The sequence below is a fragment of the Pseudomonas sp. R5-89-07 genome (genome assembly GCF_003851685.1).
Taxonomy (GTDB): Bacteria; Pseudomonadota; Gammaproteobacteria; order Pseudomonadales; family Pseudomonadaceae; genus Aquipseudomonas.
On the sequence record NZ_CP027727.1, the window covers coordinates 4,842,050 to 4,865,907 of the forward strand.

Below are 23,858 nucleotides of genomic sequence, written 5' to 3' on the forward strand. Positions count from 1 at the left end.
CACGGCTCGCCATTCAAGCGATGGCTTAGATATTGATGAAGCTCTTGGGTGGCTGGTGCAGGCTGATCTGCGCATCGTCATAGAGCAGGTTGATCAGCTCGACGATCATGATTGCGGTCAGGCCCCAGATCTTGTATTCGCCGAACCGATAACTGGGCACATACCAACTGCGGCCCTGGTAGTCGATGCGATGGGTGTGCTCGCGGGGGTCCTGGCGGAAGAAATCCAGCGGGACGCTGAACACAGCGGCAATTTCGGCGTCGTTGGCCAGGTATTCGACGTAATCGGGGATCACGCCCACGTACGGCGTGACGCGGATGCCGTGCAGGGAGATCAGCGGGCTCAGCGGCCCGATCACTTCGACCAACCCAGGCGGCAGGCCGATTTCTTCTTCGGCTTCGCGCAGGGCGGTAAAGATCAGGTCCGGGTCTTCGGGGTCACGGCGCCCGCCGGGAAAGGCCACTTCGCCACCATGGGTCGACAGGCCGCTGGCGCGCAGGGTCAGGATCAGCTCGGGTTCGTCACTGCGGGTAATCGGTACCAGCACCGCGGCCTCGGGAAAACGCCCGTCGGTCTCCAGGGTATGAGGGGTGTGATTGCTTACCCGGCGAAGTAGCTCGTCCAGCATGAGTCATCTCGGTCTGTTGGCTACCTTGCATCATGCACCAAAGCGCGCAGGCGCCCAAGCCCAAAACCGCTGGCGTGTCGCTAAACGACAACTTGCAGCGCCCTGCCCGCCACGCCAAGATAGGCCCACTCTCCAGGAACCCCAGCATGAACTTCTGCAGCCAGTGCGGTAAACCGGTTACCCAACGCATTCCCGAAGGCGACGCACGCCTGCGCTATGTCTGCGACCACTGCTCGACCATTCATTATCAGAACCCCAATATCGTCGCGGGTACCGTACCGGTGTGGGGCGACAAGGTGCTGCTGTGCCGCCGCGCCATCGAGCCGCGCCTGGGTTACTGGACCCTGCCCGCAGGCTTTATGGAGAACGGCGAAACCGTGGAACAGGCCGCCATGCGCGAGACGCTGGAAGAAGCCTGCGCCCGCGTGCGCAACCTGAGCATCTATACCCTGATCAATGTGCCGCACATCAGCCAGGTGCATATCTTCTATCGCGCCGAACTGATCGACCTGGACTTCGCCGCCGGCATCGAAAGCCTGGAAGTGAAGCTGTTCGCTGAAGCCGATATCCCTTGGTCCGAGCTGGCTTTCCGCACGGTCGGGCGTACCTTAGAATGCTTCTTCGCCGACCGCCGGCAACAGCTGTTCCCGGTACGCAGCGAGTCCGTGCCACCGCTGTCCAAGCCCGCCCAATAACAAGCCGGCCAATCGTCGCCAAAGGGAAATCGTTTCAATGCGTTGGTTGCTTGCTCTGATCTGCCTGTCGTTCGCTGCCCTGTCCTCGGCCTCCACGGTGGAAACACTCGGCGGCAAACCCGTCGAAAAGGTCTTGGTGCTCAAATCCGCCCACCAGTTGCAGCTGATCAACGACGGCAAGCCCCTCAAGACCTATCGCATTTCCCTGGGTAAAAACCCCAAAGGCCACAAGCTGTTCGAGGGCGATCGCCGCACGCCTGAAGGCTTGTACTGGATCGACTGGCGCAAGACCAGCGAGCGCTTCAACCTGGCCATGCACATTTCCTACCCCAACATCAGTGATGCCGCCCGTGCCCGCCGCGAAGGGGTGAAACCGGGCAGCATGATCATGATCCACGGCACCCCCGACACCGAGGAATACCCGGAACAGTGGTTCCACACCCTGGACTGGACCGACGGCTGCATTGGCATGCGCAACGTGGACATGCGTGAGGTCTGGAGCCTGGTCAAGGATGGCACGCTGATCGAGATTCGGCCCTGATCGTCGACCACTCGTAAAATAATTCGAAAATATTTCCTGCCCCGAGCAGCACCCGCCTGTGAATACCAGTTCACCGCGCGGGCTGCGCCGTTGTGCGCGTCATAAAGACCTTTCTAATACCACTTGATACCAGGCACCGTTGCGGTGCCTTAATCCATTGAACGCACCGTTGTGGCCGCATTGACATGGTATTTAAGTGGTATTAATTTCCGACCCATACCGGGCGACAACACTCCAATAACGCATCGGAAACCTGACAGATGAATCCCATCCTGGCCTTGCGCCCCGACGACAAACAATCCACGCCGCTGTACCTGCAATTGGCGCGCAAGCTCGAAGCGGCGATCCATGCCGGCCAGTGGACGTCCGAGCAAGCCCTGCCCTCGGAACGCGCGCTCAGCGAGCAGCTGAGCATTTCTCGGGTGACTGCCCGCAAAGCGCTGGAAGTCCTGTTCGAGCAAGGCCTTATCCGTCGCAGCCAGGGCTCCGGCACCTTTATCACGCCACGCCTGGAGCAGCCGCTGTCGCGCTTGTCGGGGTTCAGCGAGATGCTGCGTCTGAAGGGCTTTGTGCCGGGCTCCCAGTGGCTGGAGCGCGACATCACCCCGCCCACCCATGAAGAATTGATCCGCCTGTGCCTGTCGACCAATGACAAAGTGGCGCGCCTCAAGCGCCTGCGCAAAGCCGACGACACGGTCATGGCCATTGAAATGACCGCTGTCCCCGCCTCGGTGCTGCCACAGCCCCAGGCCCTGGGCAGCTCGCTGTACGAATACTTCGAAAGCATCGGCAAGCCCATCGTCCGCGCGCTCCAGCATGTACAGGCGATCAACGCGTCGGATGAGTTCGCCAAGCTGGTGGGCATTGCCCCCGGCACCGCCATGCTGCTGATGACCCGGGTCGGCTACACAATCGATAACACCCCCATAGAAATCACCGACACCTATTGCCGCAACGACTACTACGACTTTGTCGCAGAGCTGCGTAGGTAAAGCCTTGCCGCCGCGTTGCGGCCTTAGAGAACTGCCCATGTCCGAAGACAATATCCTCACGCCCAGCGGCTGGATGCGCGGCCGCCTGGTGCACGCGCACGGCAAGGTCGTCGCCATCGAAGGCACGCCTTGCGATCCGGCCGACAACAACCTGCCCTACCTGCTGCCGGGCTTTATCGACCTGCATGTGCATGGCGGCGGCGGCAAAGACATCATGGAAGGCGTCGAAGCCTTCGAGACCATCACCCGCACCCATGTGCGCTTTGGCACCACCTCGCTGTTGGCCACCACCATGACGGCTCCGGTGGATGAAATCTCCCGCGTGCTCGGCCAGCTCGGCACCTTCTGCGAGCAGCGTCCTACCGGCAGTGCCCGCGTGCTCGGCGTACACCTGGAAGGCCCTTACATCAATCCTGGAAAACTCGGCGCCCAACCCAACTTCGCCCACACCGCATTGATGGCCGAAGTCGAAGCCTACCTGCGCCTGGCGCCGATCCGGGTGATCACCATCGCCCCGGAAATTGCCGGCCACGACGGCCTGATCCGCGCCCTCAGCGAACGCGGCGTGCGCATGCAGATCGGCCACACCCTGGGCAGCTATGAAGAAGGCGTGGCCGCCCTCGCCGCCGGCGCCACCAGCTTTACCCATTTGTACAACGCCATGAGCCCGCTGCATCACCGCGAGCCGGGCATCGTCGGCGCCGCGCTGGCCCACGCCCAGTACGCCGAATTGATCCCCGACCTGCTGCACGTGCACCCCGGCGCCATGCGCGTGGCGCTGCGCTCGATCCCGTGCCTGTATTGCGTCACCGATTCCACTGCCGCCGCCGGCATGCCCGATGGCGAATACAAGCTGGGCAGCCACACCGTGACCAAATGCCTGGGTGGCGTACGCCTGGCTGACGGCACCCTGGCCGGCAGCACCCTGACCATGGACCAGGCGCTACGCAACCTGGTGAAGATCGGCCTGCCAATCAGCGAAGCCTCACAACGCCTGTCGCAATTTCCTGCGAATTACCTGGGCCTGGAAGAACGCGGCCGCCTGCAACCCGGCAGCTTTGCCGACTGCGTGCGCCTGGACCGCTACCTGACACTCACCGACGTAATGGTCGAAGGAGAAACCATTGACTTCAAAAATGCTTGAAGAGGCCCTGGCCTCCTGTGATGCCGTCTCCGCGCAACTGCAACGCCTGGAGCCGATGCTGGAAGAAGTCGCCGGTCGCCTGCGCCGCCAGCCGCCACAAGTGGCGATGACCGTCGCCCGTGGCAGCTCGGACCATGCCGCCAGCTACTTCGCCTACCTGGCCATGCAGCACGTGGGGATACCAGTGGCGTCGCTGCCGATGTCGGTGGTGACGTTGCTGCAGGCACCGTTGAAGGTCAGCGGCCAGGTCGCGTTTGGCTTCTCCCAGTCGGGACAGAGCCCGGACCTGGTCAACAGCCTGCGCCTGCTGCGCAAGCGCGGGGCCTTGAGCATCTCGATGGTCAACGCCGAAGAATCGCCGCTGGAAGCTGCCTGCGAGTTTCACGTGCCGCTGTGCGCCGGGCCGGAACTGAGCGTGGCCGCCACCAAGAGCTTTATCGCCACCCTCAGCGCCAGCGCGTTGCTGGTCGGCCACTGGAACCAGGAAGCCGACCTGCTGCACGCCTGCCAGGCGCTGCCCGAGGGCCTGCGCGACGCCGCTAAACAGGACTGGCGTACCGCCATCGAGGCCCTCAAAGACAGCCAGCGCCTGATGGTGATCGGCCGTGGCGCCGGTTTTGCCATCGCCCAGGAAGCCGCGCTCAAACTCAAGGAAACCTCGGCGATCCAGGCCGAAGCCTTCAGCAGCGCCGAAGTGCGCCACGGGCCGATGGCCTTGATCGATGAAGACTACCCGTTGCTGGTATTCGCCCCACGCGGCGCCGAACAGGCCGGCCTGCTGACCCTGGCCGCCGATATGCGCCAGCGCGGCGCCCGCGTGCTGCTGGCCGCGCCGGACGATATCGCCGAACGCGACCTGACCTTAAGCCGCGCCGAACACCCGAGCCTCGACCCGATCCTGGCCATCCAGAGTTTCTATGTGATGGCCGCAGGCCTGGCGGTTGCGCGGGGCATGAACCCCGACCAGCCGCGTCACCTGAGCAAAGTCACTCGCACTCACTGAGTCGAGTGCCGTGTTTTCCTGATGAGTACCGTGCCCATGTCCAACAACAATAACCGACTCACCCTAAGCGCCCCCTTGAGTGGTCCGGTGCTGGCCCTGGGCAGTGTCCCAGACGAAGTGTTCGCCAGCGGCGCCATGGGCGACGGTATTGCCATCGACCCGTTGAACGATTGCCTGCACGCGCCCTGTGATGGGGTGGTCATCCACGTCGCCCGCACCGGGCATGCGCTGACCCTGCGTGCCGACAACGGCGCGGAGATACTGATGCACATCGGTATCGACACCGTTGAACTCAATGGCGAAGGCTTTGCCTTGCTGGTCAAGGAAAGCGCTCGGGTGAGCCAGGGCCAGGCGCTGGTGCAATTCGATCTGGACCGCATTGCGCGCCAGTGCAAGAGCCTGGTGAGCCTGATCATTCTGACCAACAGCGACCGTTTTGAACTGAGCCCCTGCCCGCTCGGCACGGTCAAGGTCGGCGCGCCGTTGATGCAAGTGGCGTTGCGTTCCACCGCCCCCGTTCACGTGGCTGTGGATAACTCCAGTGCCGAAGCCAGCGCCAGCGTAAACATCACCCACCGCGGCGGTTTGCATGCGCGCCCCGCTGCGCTGATCCGCAAGACAGCCCAGGGTTTCAGCAGCCAGTCGCACCTGCACTTCGGTGACAGGTCGGCAGCCTGTGACAGCCTGATTGGCTTGATGGGATTGGGTATTGGCGAAGGTGACGAGGTGCGCGTCAGCTGCCGTGGCAGCGATGCCGATGCTGCCTTGCACGCATTGATCGCGGCGCTGTCCATTGCGGTCAGCGAAGAACATCACACTCGCGTAGTGGCTGCTGTACCACGTCGCGCCAGTGTGGAGGCCGATGTGTTGCAAGGCGTTTGTGCAGCGCCCGGCCTGGTGTGTGGCCCGTTGTTCCGCTTGACTGGCGTCGAGCTGCCCGAAGACACCGGCAACCATTCGGCCAGCGAGCAAACGCAGCGTCTGGACGCGGCACTGGAGCAGGTGCGCGGCGAGATCCGCAGCACCCTGGACCACGCCCGCCAACGCAAGCACGTCGACGAAGAAGAGATCTTCGCCGCCCACCTCGCCCTGCTGGAAGACCCAGCCCTGCTGCAAGCGGCTGCCGGCGCCATTGCCCAGGGCAGCGCCGCCACCCACGCCTGGCGTGACGCGATCCAAGCCCAGTGCGCGGTATTGCTGGCGCTGGGCAAGCCCTTGTTTGCCGAACGCGCCAACGATCTGCGCGACCTGCAACAGCGCGTACTGCGGGCGCTGCTCGGCGAAGCCTGGCACTTCGAATTGCCCGCCGGCTCGATTGTCAGCGCCCATGAACTCACCCCCTCCGACCTGCTGCAACTGAGCGAACAGCAGGCCGTGGGGATCTGCATGGCCGAAGGCGGCGCCACGTCCCACGTGGCCATTCTGGCGCGGGGTAAAGGCTTACCCTGTGTGGTGGCGCTGGGTGCCGAGGTGCTTGATGTGCCCCAGGGCCAGCGCGTGGTGCTGGACGCGGTCAATGGCCGCCTGGAACTGGCCCCCAGCGACGCGCGCCATGCCCAGGTGCATCAGATTCGCGACGCGCAGAAGGTGCGCCGCCAGCAGCAACAGGCCCAGGCCCAATTGCCGGCATGCACCACCGACGGCGTGAGCATTGAAATCGCCGCCAACGTCGCCTCCAGCGCCGAAGCCCAGCTCGCCTTTGAAAACGGTGCCGACGGTGTCGGCCTGCTGCGCACCGAATTTCTCTTCGTCGACCGCCGCACCGCGCCGGACGAACAGGAGCAGCGCCAGGCCTACCAAGCCGTGCTCGATGCCATGGGCGAAAAGTCCGTGATCATCCGCACCATCGACGTGGGCGGCGACAAGCAACTGGACTACCTGCCGCTGCCCGTCGAGGCCAACCCGGTGCTGGGCCTGCGCGGAATTCGCATGGCCCAGGTGCGCCCGGAACTGCTCGACCAGCAATTGCGCGCCCTGCTGCAGGTCAGCCCGCTGCAGCGTTGCCGCATCCTGCTGCCGATGGTCAGCGAAGTGGATGAACTGCTGCAGATCCGCCAGCGCCTGGAGCAATTGTGCGAAGAGCTGGGGCTGACCCAGCGCCCCGAACTGGGGGTGATGATCGAAGTGCCCGCTGCCGCGCTGATGGCGGAGCAATTGGCCGAGCATGCGGACTTCCTGTCCATCGGCACCAATGACCTGTCCCAGTACACCCTGGCCATGGACCGCGACCACGCCGGCCTCGCTGCCCGGGTCGATGCGCTGCACCCGGCCTTGCTGCGGCTGATCGCCCAGACCTGCGACGGAGCGGCAAAACACGGGCGCTGGGTCGGCGTGTGTGGCGCCCTCGCTTCCGACCCCCTGGCCACGCCCGTGCTGGTCGGCCTGGGCGTCAGCGAGCTGTCGGTGAGCCCGCCGCAGATCGGCGAAATCAAGGACCGCGTCCGCCACCTGGACGCGGCGCAATGCCGGCAACTGAGCCAGGGCCTGCTCAACCTGAGCAGCGCCAAGGCCGTTCGCCAAGCCTGTCAACACCACTGGCCGCTGAGCTGAAAACAACAAGAATAGGGAGACACGCCATGTACCAACATTTCATCGAAGGCCTGCAACGCCTGGGCCGCGCCCTGATGCTGCCGATTGCGATCCTGCCGATCGCCGGCCTGTTGCTGCGGCTGGGCGACACCGATTTGCTCAACATCGCGGTGATGCACGACGCCGGGCAGGCCATCTTCGCCAACCTGGCGCTGATCTTCGCCATCGGCATCGCCGTCGGCTTTGCCCGCGACAATAACGGCACGGCCGGCCTGGCCGGGGCGATTGGCTACCTGGTGATGATCTCCACGCTCAAGGTGATGGACACCTCCATCAACATGGGCATGCTCGCCGGTATCGCCAGCGGCCTGATGGCCGGCGGGCTGTACAACCGCTTCAAGGACATCAAACTGCCGGAATACCTGGCGTTCTTCGGCGGGCGGCGCTTCGTGCCGATTGTCACAGGGTTTTCGGCGGTGGGCCTGGGCGTGATCTTTGGCCTGATCTGGCCACCGATCCAGCACGGCATCAACAGCTTCGGCGTGCTGCTGATGGAGAGCGGCAGCCTCGGCGCGTTCGTGTTTGGTGTGTTCAACCGCCTGCTGATCGTCACCGGCCTGCACCACATCCTCAACAACATGGCGTGGTTCGTGTTCGGCAGCTTTACCGACCCGGCGACGGGCGCAGTGGTCACCGGCGACCTGACCCGCTACTTCGCCGGCGATCCGAAAGGCGGCCAGTTCATGACCGGCATGTTCCCGGTGATGCTGTTCGGCCTGCCGGCCGCGTGCCTGGCCATGTACCGCAATGCCCTGCCGGAGCGGCGCAAAGTGATGGGCGGGATTTTCCTGTCGATGGCGCTGACCTCGTTCCTGACCGGGGTAACGGAGCCCATCGAATTCGCGTTCATGTTCCTCGCGCCCTTTTTGTACCTGATCCACGCGGTGCTCACCGGCCTGTCGATGGCCGTGACCAATATGCTCAATATCCACCTGGGCTTTACCTTCTCCGGCGGGTTCATCGACATGGTGCTCGGTTGGGGCAAGTCGACCAACGGCTGGCTGGTGTTCCCGGTTGGCCTGGCTTACGCGCTGATCTACTACTCGGTCTTCACCTACTGCATCCGCCGCTTCAACCTGAAGACGCCGGGTCGTGAAGATATCCAGGTGGTGCAGGCCGAGGTGATGACCGATAACCAGCGGGCTACGGCTTATATCCAGGCGTTGGGCGGTGCGCAAAATCTGCTGAGCGTCGGCGCCTGCACCACGCGTCTGCGCCTGGACATGGTGGATCGCAACAAGGCCATCGACAGTGAGTTGAAAGCATTGGGCGCCATGGCGGTGGTTCGCCCAGGCAATGGCGGAAGCCTGCAGGTGGTGGTCGGGCCGATGGCCGATAGCATTGCCGATGAGATCCGGCTGGCCATGCCTTCGTTTGTTGCCACTGCGCCAGCGGCGGTTGCGCCTGTGGATAAGCCGGTGGCGGTGGATGTGCAGGAGGCCGGGAAATGGCTGAGCGCGTTGGGTGGCCGCGCGAATGTGCGCCAGCTGGAAGCGGTGGCGATGACCCGCTTGCGGGTGGAGTTGGCGGATGACTCGGGGTTGTCCGAAGCGGACCTGACCGCACTGGGTTGCCAGGGTGTAAGCCAGCTCGACAGCGGGGTTTGGCACCTGTTGATTGGCGACACGGCGGCCGGGCTGGGTGAAGCACTGGAGCGGCTGGTCAGTGGCCGCGAGGTCAGCGCCAGGGTTTAGAAAAGTAGTGGCTTTTCTGGCCTCATCGCGGGCAAGCCCCCTCCCACATTGGACTGCATTCCAAAGCTGGAACTCGGTCAACTGTGGGAGGGGGCTGCCCCCGATGAGGCCCCGACGGCCAACAAAAAACCCGCTGGCCAAACAGGCCCAGCGGGTTTTTTGCGTTTACAGCCAGCGCATCAAAAATCCGCCAACTGCCACACCTCATACGCCGGTGTTTCGTACGGATGGCTGAGTTTGAGCGCAGCCACCACAGCCACGATCAACTCATCCGCCACCACCAGCTCAACCTTCCACTCCTCGACCACTTCAACCTGACCCACCTGCCCGATAAACGGCTGGCTGCCGTCCAGCGCGCGGAATTGGCCCTGGCCCAGCACTTGCCAGGCGCAGCTGTCGTAGTCGCCGATGCGCCCGCCGCCGGCAGCGAAGACGGCGGTTTTCACCGTCTCCACGTGGCTGTCGGGTACGAAGAAGGCGAGCTTATACACCGCCTTAGTTCACCCACACGCGAGCGTTGCGGAACATGCGCATCCAGGCGCCGTCTTCGTTCCACTCTTCCGGGCGCCACGAGTTCTGCACGGCGCGGAATACACGCTCCGGGTGCGGCATCATGATGGTCACGCGGCCGTCGCGGCTGGTAAGGCCGGTGATGCCGCGCGGCGAGCCGTTCGGGTTGGCCGGGTAGGTCTCGGTGACCTTGCCGTGGTTATCCACAAAGCGCAGGGCCACGGTGCCGGACAGGTCGGCTTCGAGCAGCGCTTCTTCGCTGGCGAACTCGGCATGGCCTTCACCGTGGGCGATGGCGATCGGCATGCGCGAACCGGCCATGCCTTGCAGGAAGATCGAGTTGGATTCCTGCACCTGCACCATGGCGACACGGGCTTCGAACTGCTCGGAACGGTTACGCACGAAGTGCGGCCAGAACTCGCTGCCCGGGATCAGTTCGCTGAGGTTGGACATCATCTGGCAACCGTTGCACACACCCAGGGTAAAGCTGTCGTTGCGCTCGAAGAAGCCCTGGAACGCATCGCGGGCACGGCTGTTGAACAGCGCCGACTTGGCCCAGCCTTCACCGGCACCCAGTACGTCGCCGTAGGAGAAACCACCGCAGGCCACCAGGCCTTTGAACTCGTTGAGGTCAACGCGACCGGCGAGGATGTCGCTCATGTGCACGTCGATCGCATTGAAGCCGGCGCGGTCGAACGCGGCCGCCATTTCCACCTGGCCGTTGACGCCCTGCTCACGCAGTACAGCAACCTGTGGGCGAATGCCTTTCTTGATGTAGGGCGCAGCGATGTCCTGGTTGACGTCGAAGCTGAGCATGGTGCTCAGGCCCGGATTGTCTTCTTCCAGGATCACGTCGAATTCCTGCTCGGCGCAGTCGACGTTATCGCGCAGGCGCTGGATCTGGTAGCTGGTCTCGGCCCACTGGCGTTGCAGCAGGCGACGCTGACCGGTAAATACCGTGTCACCGTTGAACGAGATATTCACTTCGCCGTTGTTGATCGGCTGGCCGATCACCGCCACGCACTCGGCCAGGCCAGCGGCGCTGAACTGTGCAAGAACGTCTGGAGTGGCGTCCTGGCGCACCTGAATCACCGCACCCAACTCTTCGTTGAACAGGATGCCGTTGATTTCGCCAGCATCCTCGGCAACGCTGTCGAGCACGATGTTCAGGCCGCAGTGACCGGCAAACGCCATCTCGACCACGCTGGTCAGCAAGCCACCGTCGGAACGGTCGTGGTAAGCCAGCAGGTGGCCATCGGCGTTGAGGCCCTGGATCACGGCGAAGAAGGCCTTCAGGTCTTCAGCGTCGTCGACGTCCGGCGCGTGCTTGCCGAGCTTGCCGTGGGTTTGCGCGAGGATCGAGGCGCCCATGCGGTTCTGGCCACGGCCCAGATCAATCAGGATCAGATCAGTGGTGCCCTTGTCCATGCGCAGCTGCGGCGTCAGGGTCTGGCGAATGTCGGTGACCGGTGCGAAACCGGTGACGATCAGCGACAGTGGCGAGGTAACGCTCTTGTCGGTGCCGTCTTCGTTCCAGCGGGTGGCCATGGACATGGAGTCCTTGCCCACCGGAATGGTGATACCCAGTTCCGGGCACAGCTCCATGCCGACAGCCTTGACGGTGTCGTACAGGCGCGCGTCTTCACCGGGGTGGCCGGCAGCGGACATCCAGTTGGCCGACAGTTTGATGTCGGACAGCTTGCCGATGCGCGAGGCCGCAATGTTGGTGAGGGTTTCACCAATGGCCATGCGGCCCGACGCCGGAGCGTCCAGCAGGGCCAGCGGCGTGCGCTCGCCCATGGCCATGGCTTCACCGGTATAGACGTCGAAGCTGGTGGCGGTGACGGCAACGTCGGCCACCGGCACCTGCCATGGGCCCACCATTTGGTCACGGGCTACCAGGCCGGTGATGGTGCGGTCGCCGATGGTGATCAGGAAGCTTTTGCTCGCCACGGCCGGGTGGTGCAGCACGCGTTCGATGCTGTTGGCCAGGTCCAGCGTGCTTGGGTCGAAATCATCGCCCAGCTCGGCTTCACGTACCGCCGAACGGTGCATGCGCGGGGCTTTGCCCAGCAGCACTTCCAGCGGCATGTCCACCGGGCTGTTGCCGAAGTGGCTGTCGGTAACGGTCAACTGCGGCTCGGCAGTGGCTTCGCCGACCACGGCAAACGGGCAACGCTCGCGTTCGCAGATGGCCTGGAAGCGCGCGAAGTCTTCAGGGCCAACGGCTAGAACGTAGCGTTCCTGGGATTCGTTGCTCCAGATTTCGTGCGGGGCCATGCCCGGCTCGTCGTTTGGAATGTTGCGCAGTTCGAAACGGCCACCGCGCTCGCCATCGTTGACCAGTTCCGGGAAGGCGTTGGACAAGCCACCGGCACCGACGTCGTGGATGAAGCTGATCGGGTTCTTGTCACCCAACTGCCAGCAACGGTCGATGACTTCCTGGCAACGACGCTCCATTTCAGGGTTTTCGCGCTGTACGGAAGCGAAGTCCAGGTCGGCCGAGCTGGTGCCGGTGGCCATGGAGGAAGCCGCGCCGCCGCCCAGGCCGATGAGCATCGCCGGGCCGCCGAGGACGATCAGCTTGGAGCCGACCAGGATCTCGCCTTTCTTGACGTGTTCTTCACGGATGTTGCCCATGCCGCCGGCCAGCATGATCGGCTTGTGGTAGCCGCGCACTTCATCGCCACGTGGAGTGGTGATGGACTGCTCGAAGGTACGGAAGTAGCCGGTCAGGGCCGGACGCCCGAATTCGTTGTTGAACGCGGCGCCGCCCAGCGGGCCTTCGATCATGATGTCCAGCGCGGTAACGATGCGCTCGGGCTTGCCGTACGGCACTTCCCACGGCTGTTCGAAGCCCGGGATCTGCAGGTTGGACACGGTGAAGCCAGTGAGGCCCGCCTTTGGCTTGGCGCCACGGCCGGTCGCGCCTTCGTCACGGATTTCGCCGCCGGAACCGGTGGCTGCACCGGGGAACGGGGCAATCGCGGTCGGGTGGTTGTGGGTCTCGACTTTCATCAGGATGTGCACCGGCTCCTGCACCGCGCCGTACTGGCGGGTTTCAGGGTCCGGGAAGAAACGGCCGGCGACGGAGCCGACGATCACCGAGGCGTTGTCCTTATAAGCCGACAGAACGCCTTCGCTGTGCATCACGTAGGTGTTCTTGATCATGCCGAACAGGCTTTTTTCCTGGCTTTCGCCGTCGATGTCCCAACTGGCGTTGAAGATCTTGTGACGGCAATGCTCGGAGTTGGCCTGGGCGAACATCATCAGTTCGATGTCGTGCGGGTTGCGCTTCAAGCCGTTGAAGGCGTTGACCAGGTAGTCGATCTCGTCTTCGGCCAGGGCCAGGCCCAATTCGGTGTTGGCCTTCTCGAGGGCGGCGCGGCCACCGCCGAGCACGTCGATCGCAGTCAGCGGCTTGGGCTCGGCGTGGCTGAACAGGCCGGCAGCCTGTTCCAGCTGGCTGACGATGATCTGGGTCATGCGGTCGTGCAGGCTGCTGGCGATCAGCTCGGCTTCGGCCTCGCTGAACTGCCCGGCGACGTAGAAAGCGATACCCCGCTCCAGGCGCTGGATGCTCGAAAGGCCGCAGTTGCGGGCGATGTCGCTGGCCTTGCTCGACCAGGGCGAGATGGTGCCGAACCGTGGCAGAACCAGGAACAAGCGGCCGGTCGGCTCTTGCACGGGAACGCTTGGGCCATATTTCAGAAGGCGTGCCAGCACTTGCTGTTCGTCGGCGGTCAAGACGCCGGTTACGTCGGCGAAGTGAGCAAATTCAGCATACAAGCCTGTAACAGCTGGAACCTTCTGGCTCAGTTGCTCAAGGAGTTTGCTGTGGCGAAAGGCAGAAAGGGCAGGAGCACCGCGCAGGATCAACATCTTCGGGACAGCCTCGGGAAGGGGGTGTGCTTTGAGGCCGTGCATTCTAGCGTAAACCTTCGCCAACGGCACCCGAAACGCTACCGTTGGCCGCTGCCGGACGTCAGTTGGCACGGTTTGCGTGGCGTCGAAAGGAAATCCACGGCGTCGAGCTCAGATATTTTAACCGTCACAATCACGCGCCAGGCCGCGTTTCTGCGGGATGCAGCACAGTTTTGCGGTGACTAGCAGACAAGTGTGCCGCTGTCGAGATATGGCGCCGTGGGCCGTTTGCGTATACTGCGCAGATGTTCTCCCCAACTGCTTTGCGCCCGCGATGCGCCAAATGGCTCATCGCAACCGGACTCTTCCTGATGCTCAGCGCCTGTGTTGATAAACCCAGCACGCTCGAGCGAATCAAGGAGGATGGCGTATTGCGGGTGGTTACCCGCAACAGTCCGGCGACGTATTTCCAGGACCGCAACGGTGAAACCGGTTTCGAGTACGAACTGGTCAAGCGCTTTGCCGATGACCTGGGCGTAAAGCTGGAAATCGAAACCGCCGACAATCTCGATGACCTGTTCGGCCAGCTGGGCAAACCCAACGGTCCGGTTCTGGCTGCCGCCGGCCTGGTCAGCAGCGAGCAGCGCCAGCAGCAAGTGCGCTTCTCCCACCCCTACCTCGAAGTCACCCCGCAGATCATCTATCGCAACGGCCAGTCGCGGCCGACCAACGCGGCGGACCTGGTGGGCAAGAAGATCATGGTGCTCAAGGGCAGCACCCACGCCGAGCAGTTGGCGCAGCTTAAAAAGCAGAATCCTGCCATCGAATATGAAGAGTCCGACGCCGTCGAGGTGGTCGACCTGCTGCGCATGGTCGACGAAGGGCAGATCGACCTGACCTTGGTGGACTCCAACGAAGTCGCCATGAACCAGGTGTACTTCCCCAATGTGCGCGTAGCCTTCGACTTGGGCAACGCCAGCAATCAGAGCTGGGCCGTGGCCGCAGGCGAAGACAACAGCCTGCTCAACGAAATCAACACTTACCTGGACAAGGTCGAGAAGAACGGCACGCTCCAGCGTCTGAAAGATCGCTATTACGGGCACGTCGATGTACTGGGTTACGTCGGCGCCTATACCTTCGCCCAGCATTTGCAACAGCGCCTGCCCAAGTACGAGAAGCACTTTCGCACCTACGCCAAGGAAGAAAAGGTCGACTGGCGGCTATTGGCGGCCATCGGCTATCAGGAATCGCTGTGGCAACCGGCGGTCACCTCCAAGACCGGCGTGCGCGGCCTGATGATGCTGACCCAGAACACCGCCCAGGCGATGGGCGTGTCCAACCGCCTGGATGCCAAACAAAGCATCATGGGCGGCGCCAAGTACCTGGCCAAGATCAAGGACGAGCTGGACGACAAGATCGCCGAGCCCGACCGCACCTGGTTCGCCCTTGCCGCCTACAACGTCGGCACCGGCCACCTGGACGACGCTCGTCTTTTGGCCAAGAAGGAAGGCCTGAACCCGAACAAGTGGCTCGATGTGAAGAAGATGTTGCCGCGCCTGTCGCAGAAGCAGTGGTACAGCAAGACGCGCTACGGTTATGCCAGGGGCGGCGAGCCGGTGCATTTCGTGGCGAACATCCGGCGTTACTACGACATTCTGACCTGGGTGACCCAGCCGCAGCTGGAAGGCAACCAGGTGGTGGAAGGCAACCTGCATGTGCCGGGTGTGGACAAGACCAAGCCGGCCGAAGATAGCCCACAACTCTAAGACCACTGAAGAATCAATGTGGGAGGGGGCTTGCCCCCGATGGCAGTGTGTCAGCTACCGATAGGCTGGCTGACACACCGCAATCGGGGGCAAGTCGAATCGTCGCACCGCCCCTCCCACTTTTTGATCTCTACTTGGCTTCAGAGGCCGGTGATCAGGTGCACTACCCCGCCCGCCAGCACCATCATCGCCGGCACACCCGCCGCCTTCAACGCCACCGCATCCAACCGCGCTGCATCCTGCAACTGCACCCGCACCCGCGTCAGCGCCACACGTTGCTGCGATTTGAGGTTATCCGCGCCGCCCAGCGCACTCACCACCTCGGCCGACAAGAGCCCCTGCGCCGGTGCCTCTACGGGTTCGGCAATCAAATCCGGCGTCAGGGCTTTCCAGAACGCGCGCTGCAATTTTTCGAACATGCTCAGTGTTCCACGACAGGTGAGGTTTCAACGGTAGCGGCGTGGTACTGGCGCAGGGCCTCACGCACTTGGCCGGCTTCTTCAAGGCCCAGCACCTGGCGGGCGATGATCTGGCAGTCGGCCAGGTCCAGTTCGCGCACGGTGGCCTTGATGCTCGGGATCAACGGTACGCTGACCGACAGTTCATCCACCCCCAGCCCGATCAACATCGGCACCGCCAGGGTTTCGGAGGCCAACGCACCGCATACCCCCACCCACTTGCCGTGGGCATGGGCGGCCTTGACCGTGGTAGCGATCAGGCGCAGCACCGCCGGGTGAAAGCTGTCGGCCTGGCTGGCCAGGCGTGGGTGGTCGCGGTCCATGGCCAGGGTGTATTGGGTCAGGTCATTGGTGCCGATGGAGAAAAAATCCACATGGGGCGCGAACACATCCGCCATCAACGCGGCGGACGGCACTTCAATCATGATGCCCAGCTTGGGCATCTCGCTGAGCCCGAGCGCCCGCGCCTCCTCTTCGAGCATCTTGCGCGTCAGGTGCAGTTCCGACAGCAAGCTGACCATCGGCAGCATGATGTGCAGTCGCGCCAGGCCGGCACTGGCGAGGATCGCGCGCAGTTGTTCGCGCAACAGTTGCGGCCGCTCCAGGCACAGGCGGATGCCACGCAAGCCCAGGAACGGATTGGTCTCGGCTTCCATCGGGACGTAGGCCAGCGGTTTGTCGCCGCCGACATCCAGGGTGCGCACCACCAGGTTGCGCTCGCTGCCCAGGGCGCGGGCGATAGCAGTGTAAGTCGCGGCTTGCTCGTCGGGGCTGGGCGCGCGGTTGCGGTCCAGGTAGAGAAACTCCGAACGCAACAGGCCGACGCCTTCGCCGCCCAGGGTCAGGGCTTGCTCGACTTCCTGCAATGAGGCGACATTGGCCGTGACCTCGATGTGATGACCGTCGCGGGTGGTTGCCGGCTGCGAGGCCTGCGCCACGTCGCGTTGATGGCGCAGCGCCTGCTGCTTGCGGGCGGTGTCCCGCTGTTCGATTTCGGCCAGGTTCGGCTCCAGGTGCAACTCGCCTTTGTCGGCGTCGAGTAGCACCTGTTTACCGTTGGCCAACCCCAGTACCCGGGCCGAAACGCCGCATATGGCCGGCAGGCCCAACGCCCGCGCGAGGATCGCGACGTGGCTGGTGGCGCCACCGCCGACCGTGACAAACCCCAGCACCTTGCGCGGATCCAGGCTGGCGGTCTGCGAAGGCGTCAGTTGCTCGGCGATCAGGATCGCGCGCTCCGGCACATCCCACACGCTGTCCGGAACGCCCAGGATCAGTTTCAACACACGCTGGCCAACATCGGCCAGGTCCGCCGCACGTTCGGCGATCAGCGCATTGCCCAAACCCTGGAACAGTTCGGCCGTCGTGAGCGTGGCGCTGTTCCAGGCAAACGCGGCGCTCTTGCCCTCAGCCAGCAAACGATGCGCTTGCTCCAGCAGAGTCGGGTCCTCAAGCAGCTCTTGATGAGCGCGGAAAATCTCTGCCTGGGCACTGCCGGCGGCCTTGTCCTGCAGGGCTTGCAATGCGTGGGTCGCAGCCAGCAGGCCACGTTCCAGGGCGGCACGTTCAACCGCTTCACCGGAGCCTGCTTCGGTGATCGTCAGCTCAGGCTCGACCACTTGGACGACCTGCCCAAACGCCGACCCCGGTGATGCACAAACACCTCTGAGCAAGGTCACCGACGGCACGCTGGCGACCGGCTCGACATCCTTGCTCACGCTCTCGCCGCAGCCCTGAGCCAGCAAGGTCACCAGGGCATTGATCGCCGCCTCGGCATCCTGCCCCGCCGCGCTCACTTGCAGGGTGTCGCCCTGCACCGTTTGCAGGGCCATGATCGCCACCAGCGATTTGGCGTTGGCGCTCTGGGTTTGCTTGTGCAGGTAAATGCTGGCGTTGAAACCCTTCGCCGTCTGCGCGAGCACCGCTGCCGGGCGTGCGTGCAGGCCGTTGGGGTTGTGCAAGGTCAGCGGCTTGGAAAACAGCGCATCGCCGTCCGCCTCGTCCGGCGCCTCAACCGCTTCACGTGGGGATAACTGCAGCAGCGGCTGGCCGGGCTCTACCAAACCGCTCGCCAACAGGCTGAACGGCTCGCCACTGACCACCAGCATCAAGGTCAGCAAACTGCGCGCATTGAGCGCCACATAGTCGGCGTCGAACTCGATCAACGGCTGCCCGGCCGTCACGCGCTGGCCCTCTTCGACCAGGCGGGTGAAGCCCTTGCCTGCCAGGCTCACGGTGTCCAGGCCGATATGCATCAGCACCTGCACACCGTTGTCGCCGGTGACGCTGACCGCATGGCCGCTGTCCTGAATATTGCTGATGGTTCCGGCCAGCGGTGCGCAGAGGATTTGCGAGGTGGGATCGATGCACAGGCCATCGCCGATCATGCGGCTGGAAAATACCGGGTCTGGAACCTGATCCAACGCCAGCAGCATCCCGGACAGGGGCGCCAGCAGTTCCAGGGGTTGAGTTGGGTTCATGGCTTCACCTGTTGTTATATTCTTTAAAAATCATGGGGTGACCGTTATTTCCACCAGTATTCGACTTGCACACCGACATTCGACCCATGCCGCGCTGTGCCATACGCGCCGGTATCGGACAACGCCGAGCCCGCCGCCAGTTCGTTCGCCGCGCGCTTGGCCGCTTCGTTCCAAGTGGCATAGGTGTAATACAAGCGCACTTCCGGCCGCGCCCAGAATTCCGGCCCCTTGGGCGACCAGGTCGGGGCGAAGGTGAATTTGCTCAGCTTGCGCGTGCCCCCCGTGGCGTCGACCTGATCGTGACCCAGCTCGGCGACCAGTTTGAACTGCTCGCTGATGGCATACGCCGGGCGCACGCCGAGCGACATCCAGGTCTGGTCCTGGCTGCCCGGACGAATATCCTTCTGGTACACGGCTTCGACCTGCCCACCGAAACGCGGGGTCACCTGCCAGTCAAAAAACTCCACCGCGCGGTAACTTTTGCTGGTGTTGTCCAGGAAGGTATTACCGGTGTAACCCAGGCCGGTGCCGGGGCCTTCGCCGTACTGCAAGGCGAATTTGTTTTTGCCGCCGAGGAACGGTTTCTGTACATGCTGCGCGGTGATCGCCCAACCGCTGTGGGCATCGCGCCCGCCGGCTTTTTCGATGTAGCTCAAGCCCAGTTCCAGCTCGCCGCCGGGGTTGGTCTTGAAGCCGGCAACGTTGAAGTCGTGGCGCGTGACGTATTCCTTCTGGTACAGGTTGTCCTTGCGGGAAAGGGCGTAGCTGTACTTGAGATCGCCGATCAGCACGTCCTCGATACCACCGCCCGTGGCGCTCTGGTTCCAGTAGTAGAAGTCGGAAATATGGATGTCGTTACGTTTGTAGTAACGCCGCCCGGCCCATAGCGAACCGCCATTGAGGCTGGGCAGGTTGGACCATTGCGCGTACATCTGTGGCATGCGCGCGGAGCCGTTGTCCTCGCCCTGGAATGTCAGGGCGCGGTCGTACTTGTTATAGAGGGAAGCCATGGCGTCGACGCTGAGCACCGAGCCATCGTCGAAGGTCAGCAGGTCCTGGCGCAATTCCAGTTCGGCGTATTGCTCGCACTCGTTACCCAGGCGGTATTTGGTTTGCGCCCCCGGCAATTGGAAACACTGCTGCTTGCCGCTGCCGGTGGAAGTGCCGGCGCCGCTGCGCAGGTAGCCAGCAAATTCCAGGGCTTGGGCACCAAACGGCAGGCTCAGGCAGGATGCAACGAGGCCCAGCTTTATTGTTGTCTTCATGACGTGCTCCGATATTTTTATTATGTTTTGTAAAGTCCACCCGCACTCCCTGATGCGGGGTTACAGCGGTCTCAGTCCTTGAGGTGCAGCACAAACGACTCATAGGGGCGCAGCGCCACCGCCGCCGTACGCAGCGGGCAGTCGGGGTAGTTGCTGATCAGCAGGCGTTGTTCGCTCGCCACGTTGATGGCGTGGTCAGGCAACTGGATTTCGCACGGTGTGCCATAGAAGTTGCTGACTACCAGCAAGCGTTCGCCACGGCCCTCGCGCAGGTACGCCCACACCTGGAGATGGTCTTGCAGCAGCGGGCGGTAAACGCCTTCCTGGATCAGGGGTTCATGGCGACGCAAGGCAATCAATGCGCGGTAGTGATGCAGCACCGAATCGGGATCGTCGAGTTGGCACTCGACGTTGATCTGCGCCGCGTTGGCCGGGATGCCGATCCACGGTTCACCCTGGCTGAAACCGGCATTGGCCTGCCCGTTCCACTGCATCGGTGTGCGGCCGTTGTCGCGAGACTTCTGCATGATTGCCGCCATGCTGGACGCCTCGGACTCACCGGCATCGCGCTTGAGACGGAAGATGTTCAGGGTCTCCACGTCACGGTACTGATCGATCCTGTCAAAGCCCGGATTGGTCATGCCCAGCTCTTCGCCCTGGTACACAAAGGGCGTGCCCTGAAGGAAGTGCAACGCCGTGGCGAGCATCTTGGCCGAGACCACGCGGTATTCACCGTCATCACCAAAGCGCGAGACCACCCGTGGCTGATCGTGGTTACACCAGAACAGCGCGTTCCAGCCGCCCCCGGCCTGCATGCCCAATTGCCAGTCGGAGAAGATCTGCTTGAGTTGCAGGAAGTCGAACTCAGCCTTCACCCACTTCTGCAGGTTCGGGTAATCGACTTTCAGGTGATGAAAATTGAAGGTCATCGACAGCTCTTTCGACTCCGGCCGCGAGTAGCGGATGCAGTGTTCCAGGCTGGTGGAGGACATTTCGCCGACGTTGATCAGGTCATGCCCCTCGAAGACTTCGCGGTGCATTTCCTGCAGGTAGCGGTGCACGTTCGGGCCGTCGGTGTAGAAGCGTCGGCCATCGGTGTTGTCGTCGGGGAAATCCGCAGGCTTGGAGATCAGGTTGATCACGTCCAGGCGGAAACCGCCCACGCCCTTGTCGCGCCAGAAGCGCATCATCCTGAAGACTTCGGCGCGTACCTTGGGGTTGTCCCAGTTGAGGTCGGCCTGGGTGTGGTCGAACAGGTGCAGGTAGTACTGCCCGGTTTGCGCCTCGTATTCCCAGGCCGAACCGCCGAACTTGGATTCCCAGTTGTTTGGCTGGTCGCGCCAGATGTAGAAGTCGCGGTAGGGGTTGTCGAGGCTGCTGCGCGCCTGCTGAAACCACTCGTGCTCGATGGAGGTGTGGTTGACCACGATGTCGAGCATCAACCTGATGCCGCGCTTGGCCGCTTCGCCGATCAGCAGGTCGCAATCGGCCATGGTCCCGTAACTGGGGTCGATGGCGTAGTAGTCGCTGATGTCGTAGCCATTGTCGCGTTGCGGTGAACGCAAGAACGGGGTGATCCACAGGCAATCGATACCCAGCCATTGCAGGTAGTCGAGCTTGTCCACGATGCCCAACAGGTCACCGGTGGCATTACCCGCGTGGCTGTGGAAGCTTTTGGGGTAGATCTGGTAGATCACCGAGTGTTGCCAGGTTTGCATGGGCGGTTCCTTTAAATAGTTTTGTGCAGGCCTTGAGGGCCTCATCGGGGGCAAGCCCCCTCCCACAGGGGAATGCATTCCAAATGTGGGAGGGGGCTTGCCCCCGATAGCGGCAGCTCAGGCGACGCGATAACCGGGCCGCACAATTTTCATGTTCAACGCACAGGTCAGGCCGAACGGCACCACGATCGCGATGACCATCCCGACCACAAAGTTGGGGATGAACTGCGGAATGATCGAGATAAACCCCGGCAAGCCACCGACCCCGATGGCCGAGGCCTGGACCTTGCTCATCGAGAGGAAAATGCTGCCCAGGGCCGAGCCGAGCAACGCGGCGTAGAAGGGAAACTTGAAGCGCAGGTTGACCCCGAACATCGCCGGTTCAGTGATGCCGAAGTAAGCGGAAATCGCCGACGTCGAGGCCATGCTTTTATCCCGCGCATTGCGCGTGGTGTAGAACACCGCAAGCGCGGCGCTGCCCTGGGCCAGGTTGGACATGACGATCATCGGCCAGATAAAGGTGCCGCCCTGGGTGGAGATCAGTTGCAGGTCGACGGCGAGGAACATGTGGTGCATGCCGGTGATCACCAGCGGCGCATACAGCAGGCCAAAGATCAGCCCGCCGACCATTGGCGCCAGGTCGAACAGCGTGACCAGGCCTTCGGTGATCAGGATGCCCAGGTGACGGGTCACCGGGCCGATCACCGCCAGGGCCAGCACGCCGGTAATAACGATGGTGGTGATCGGGACCACCAGCAGCTGGATGGCGTTTGGCACGTGCGCCCGCAGCCATTTCTCGATGACGCTCATCACGTATGCCGCCATCAGGATCGGCAGGATCTGGCCCTGATAACCGACTTTCTCGATCCTGAACCAGCCGAAGATATCGAAGTACGGCAGGCTCTGGCCGTCGAGCCCCGCCACGGCCTTGCCGTAGTTCCAGGCGTTGAGCAGGTCCGGGTGCACCAGCATCAGGCCGAGCACGATGCCGAGGATTTCACTGCCGCCAAAGCGTTTGGCCGCCGACCAACCCACCAGTGCCGGCAGGAACACGAACGAGGTGTTGGCCATCAGGTTGATCAGGCTCCACACGCCGTCCAGGTTTGGGTAGGCCTCCAGCAGCGTCTGGCCCTCGATGAACATGCCCTTGGCGCCCATCAGGTTGTTGATGCCCATCAACAGGCCGGCAATGATCAGTGCCGGCAGGATCGGCATGAACACATCGGAAAACACCCGCACCAGACGCTGCAGGGCGTTGGTCTTGTCGGCGCCCTTCTTCTTGACGTCGGCAATGGTGGCGGCGGCAAGGCCCGTCTGCTCGCGCAGGGCGGCGTAGACCTTTTCCACTTCGCCTGGGCCAATCACCACCTGGAAAAGCCCGCCGGTGAAGAACGAGCCCTTGACCAGTTCGACCTGGTTCAATTCGGCGTTTTTTACCAGGCCCGGGTCCTTGAGCACCAGGCGCAGACGGGTCACACAGTGCGCGGCTTGCTCAAGATTGTCGCGGCCCCCCAGGCCCTGGAGGATCTGGCGGGCAATGTTCGGATAGTCGTGGCTCATGCTTGATATTCCACTTTGATTTTTTGTTATTGGGGCGGTCATTGGCAGCACGCCGAAGTGAAAAGTACTCGTACAGACGAGTTAAAGCAACAACTCGTCTGTACGAGTTACATATTGTTTGATTTTGATCGGCCACCGCCCCGCCGCGAGCCGCACAGATGCACGGGTCCAATAGACAAAACGCCTCTCTGCCACTAAGGTTCGGTCCTTGAACGCCAACACGGCACAGAGCCATCCCCATGAGCAAATACAACCAGATCTATACGGATCTGCTTGCCAGCATCACCACTGAACGCCTGCAACGCGGCACGCGCCTTCCCTCCGAAACCGAACTGATGGACAGCTACCAGGCCAGCCGAGGCACGGTGCGCCGTGCCATTGAACAGTTACAGGAGCGCGGGTTCGCACAGAAAATCCACGGCAAAGGCACCTTTGTGCTGTCGCCGAACCCGATCGAGTTTCAATTGGGCGGCATCGTGAGCTTCCATGAAACCCACGCCGACCTGGGCGATGACATACACACCGAAGTAGTCGAGTTCACCCAGTTGCCTTTGGAAGGCGCACTGCTGCAGCACATCGAGGCCGAACCCGGCACGCTGATCACCCGTATCAAGCGTGTACGTCGCATCGGCGGCAAACGGGTGATCCTCGACATCAACCACTTCGTCGCCGACCTGATCCCCGGGCTGGATCCGGACATCGCCAGACAGTCGATCTACGCGTTCATCGAAGGCACCTTGCAGCTGCAGATCAGCTACGCCCAACGCACCATCGAAGCCCTGCCCCGCAGCAAGGACGACCAGGCCCATCTGGACCTGGATGGGCAAAGCCATGTGATCGTGGTGAGCAACCAGACGTTTTTGCAGGATGGGCGGCAGTTCGAGTACACCGAGTCGCGGCATACGCTGGACAAATTCTATTTCTCGGATATCGCTCGCCGCTGACGTATGC

General features: G+C 62.8%; 17 protein-coding genes. 9 read left to right on the forward strand and 8 right to left on the reverse strand.

What is annotated here, in order from left to right:
• Positions 1 to 25 precede the first annotated feature (25 nt).
• Entirely contained in the window at positions 26 to 628 is a 603-nt protein-coding gene (locus C4J94_RS22140; protein ID WP_033898592.1) for a CoA pyrophosphatase, read from the reverse strand.
• A 146-nt stretch (positions 629 to 774) separates the two neighbouring features.
• On the opposite strand from C4J94_RS22140, the gene C4J94_RS22145 reads away from it, so the two are divergent.
• The 7 genes from C4J94_RS22145 to nagE all read left to right on the forward strand — a co-directional run bounded on the left by C4J94_RS22145 (position 775) and on the right by nagE (position 9,286).
• Positions 775 to 1,323, forward strand: coding sequence for an NUDIX hydrolase (locus C4J94_RS22145; protein ID WP_124388070.1), 549 nt, complete (start codon positions 775 to 777; stop codon positions 1,321 to 1,323).
• 37 nt (positions 1,324 to 1,360) lie between these two features.
• Positions 1,361 to 1,864: a murein L,D-transpeptidase family protein gene (locus C4J94_RS22150; RefSeq protein WP_124388071.1), complete on the forward strand. Its 504-nt coding sequence runs from the start codon at positions 1,361 to 1,363 to the stop codon at positions 1,862 to 1,864.
• Positions 1,865 to 2,124: 260 nt separating this feature from the next.
• Positions 2,125 to 2,856: a GntR family transcriptional regulator gene (locus C4J94_RS22155; RefSeq protein WP_124388072.1), complete on the forward strand. Its 732-nt coding sequence runs from the start codon at positions 2,125 to 2,127 to the stop codon at positions 2,854 to 2,856.
• Between the two features lie 37 nt (positions 2,857 to 2,893).
• Positions 2,894 to 4,000 (forward strand): N-acetylglucosamine-6-phosphate deacetylase, encoded by a 1,107-nt coding sequence (nagA, locus tag C4J94_RS22160; protein WP_124388073.1) that lies wholly within the window; start codon positions 2,894 to 2,896, stop codon positions 3,998 to 4,000.
• The gene (locus C4J94_RS22165; protein WP_124388074.1) at positions 3,981 to 5,003 is read left to right on the forward strand and encodes an SIS domain-containing protein; all 1,023 of its coding nucleotides are present in this window, start codon (positions 3,981 to 3,983) and stop codon (positions 5,001 to 5,003) included. Before nagA ends, C4J94_RS22165 begins: the two co-directional genes overlap by 20 nt.
• A gap of 36 nt (positions 5,004 to 5,039) precedes the next feature.
• Entirely contained in the window at positions 5,040 to 7,553 is a 2,514-nt protein-coding gene (gene ptsP, locus C4J94_RS22170) for a phosphoenolpyruvate--protein phosphotransferase (protein ID WP_124388075.1), read from the forward strand.
• 26 nt (positions 7,554 to 7,579) lie between these two features.
• Positions 7,580 to 9,286 (forward strand): N-acetylglucosamine-specific PTS transporter subunit IIBC, encoded by a 1,707-nt coding sequence (gene nagE / locus C4J94_RS22175; RefSeq protein ID WP_124388076.1) that lies wholly within the window; start codon positions 7,580 to 7,582, stop codon positions 9,284 to 9,286.
• Positions 9,287 to 9,465: 179 nt separating this feature from the next.
• On the opposite strand, the gene C4J94_RS22180 is transcribed toward nagE, so the two are convergent.
• The gene (locus tag C4J94_RS22180) at positions 9,466 to 9,777 is read right to left on the reverse strand and encodes an NIF3 1 (RefSeq protein WP_003193986.1); all 312 of its coding nucleotides are present in this window, start codon (positions 9,775 to 9,777) and stop codon (positions 9,466 to 9,468) included.
• Positions 9,778 to 9,781: 4 nt separating this feature from the next.
• Positions 9,782 to 13,678, reverse strand: coding sequence for a phosphoribosylformylglycinamidine synthase (gene purL / locus C4J94_RS22185; protein ID WP_124389033.1), 3,897 nt, complete (start codon positions 13,676 to 13,678; stop codon positions 9,782 to 9,784).
• Positions 13,679 to 13,965: 287 nt separating this feature from the next.
• Here purL and mltF point away from each other — a divergent pair, with 287 nt between their 5' ends.
• A complete protein-coding gene (gene mltF, locus C4J94_RS22190; protein WP_124388077.1) occupies positions 13,966 to 15,426 on the forward strand; it encodes a membrane-bound lytic murein transglycosylase MltF in 1,461 nt (486 codons plus the stop codon).
• A 140-nt stretch (positions 15,427 to 15,566) separates the two neighbouring features.
• Here the strand turns inward: mltF and C4J94_RS22195 are convergent, their stop codons facing one another.
• The 5 genes from C4J94_RS22195 to treP form a co-directional block, all read right to left on the reverse strand.
• Positions 15,567 to 15,845 carry a PTS transporter subunit EIIB gene (locus C4J94_RS22195; protein WP_124388078.1) on the reverse strand — a complete coding sequence of 93 codons (279 nt, stop codon included), beginning with the start codon at positions 15,843 to 15,845 and terminating at the stop codon, positions 15,567 to 15,569.
• A 2-nt stretch (positions 15,846 to 15,847) separates the two neighbouring features.
• Positions 15,848 to 18,364 carry a phosphoenolpyruvate--protein phosphotransferase gene (gene ptsP, locus C4J94_RS22200; protein ID WP_124388079.1) on the reverse strand — a complete coding sequence of 839 codons (2,517 nt, stop codon included), beginning with the start codon at positions 18,362 to 18,364 and terminating at the stop codon, positions 15,848 to 15,850.
• Between the two features lie 44 nt (positions 18,365 to 18,408).
• Positions 18,409 to 19,629: a carbohydrate porin gene (locus tag C4J94_RS22205; RefSeq protein WP_124388080.1), complete on the reverse strand. Its 1,221-nt coding sequence runs from the start codon at positions 19,627 to 19,629 to the stop codon at positions 18,409 to 18,411.
• Positions 19,630 to 19,700: 71 nt separating this feature from the next.
• Entirely contained in the window at positions 19,701 to 21,347 is a 1,647-nt protein-coding gene (treC, locus tag C4J94_RS22210; RefSeq protein ID WP_124388081.1) for an alpha,alpha-phosphotrehalase, read from the reverse strand.
• Between the two features lie 117 nt (positions 21,348 to 21,464).
• A complete protein-coding gene (gene treP / locus C4J94_RS22215; protein WP_124388082.1) occupies positions 21,465 to 22,907 on the reverse strand; it encodes a PTS system trehalose-specific EIIBC component in 1,443 nt (480 codons plus the stop codon).
• A gap of 239 nt (positions 22,908 to 23,146) precedes the next feature.
• Here treP and treR point away from each other — a divergent pair, with 239 nt between their 5' ends.
• The gene (treR, locus tag C4J94_RS22220; protein WP_124388083.1) at positions 23,147 to 23,851 is read left to right on the forward strand and encodes a trehalose operon repressor; all 705 of its coding nucleotides are present in this window, start codon (positions 23,147 to 23,149) and stop codon (positions 23,849 to 23,851) included.
• Positions 23,852 to 23,858 lie beyond the last annotated feature (7 nt).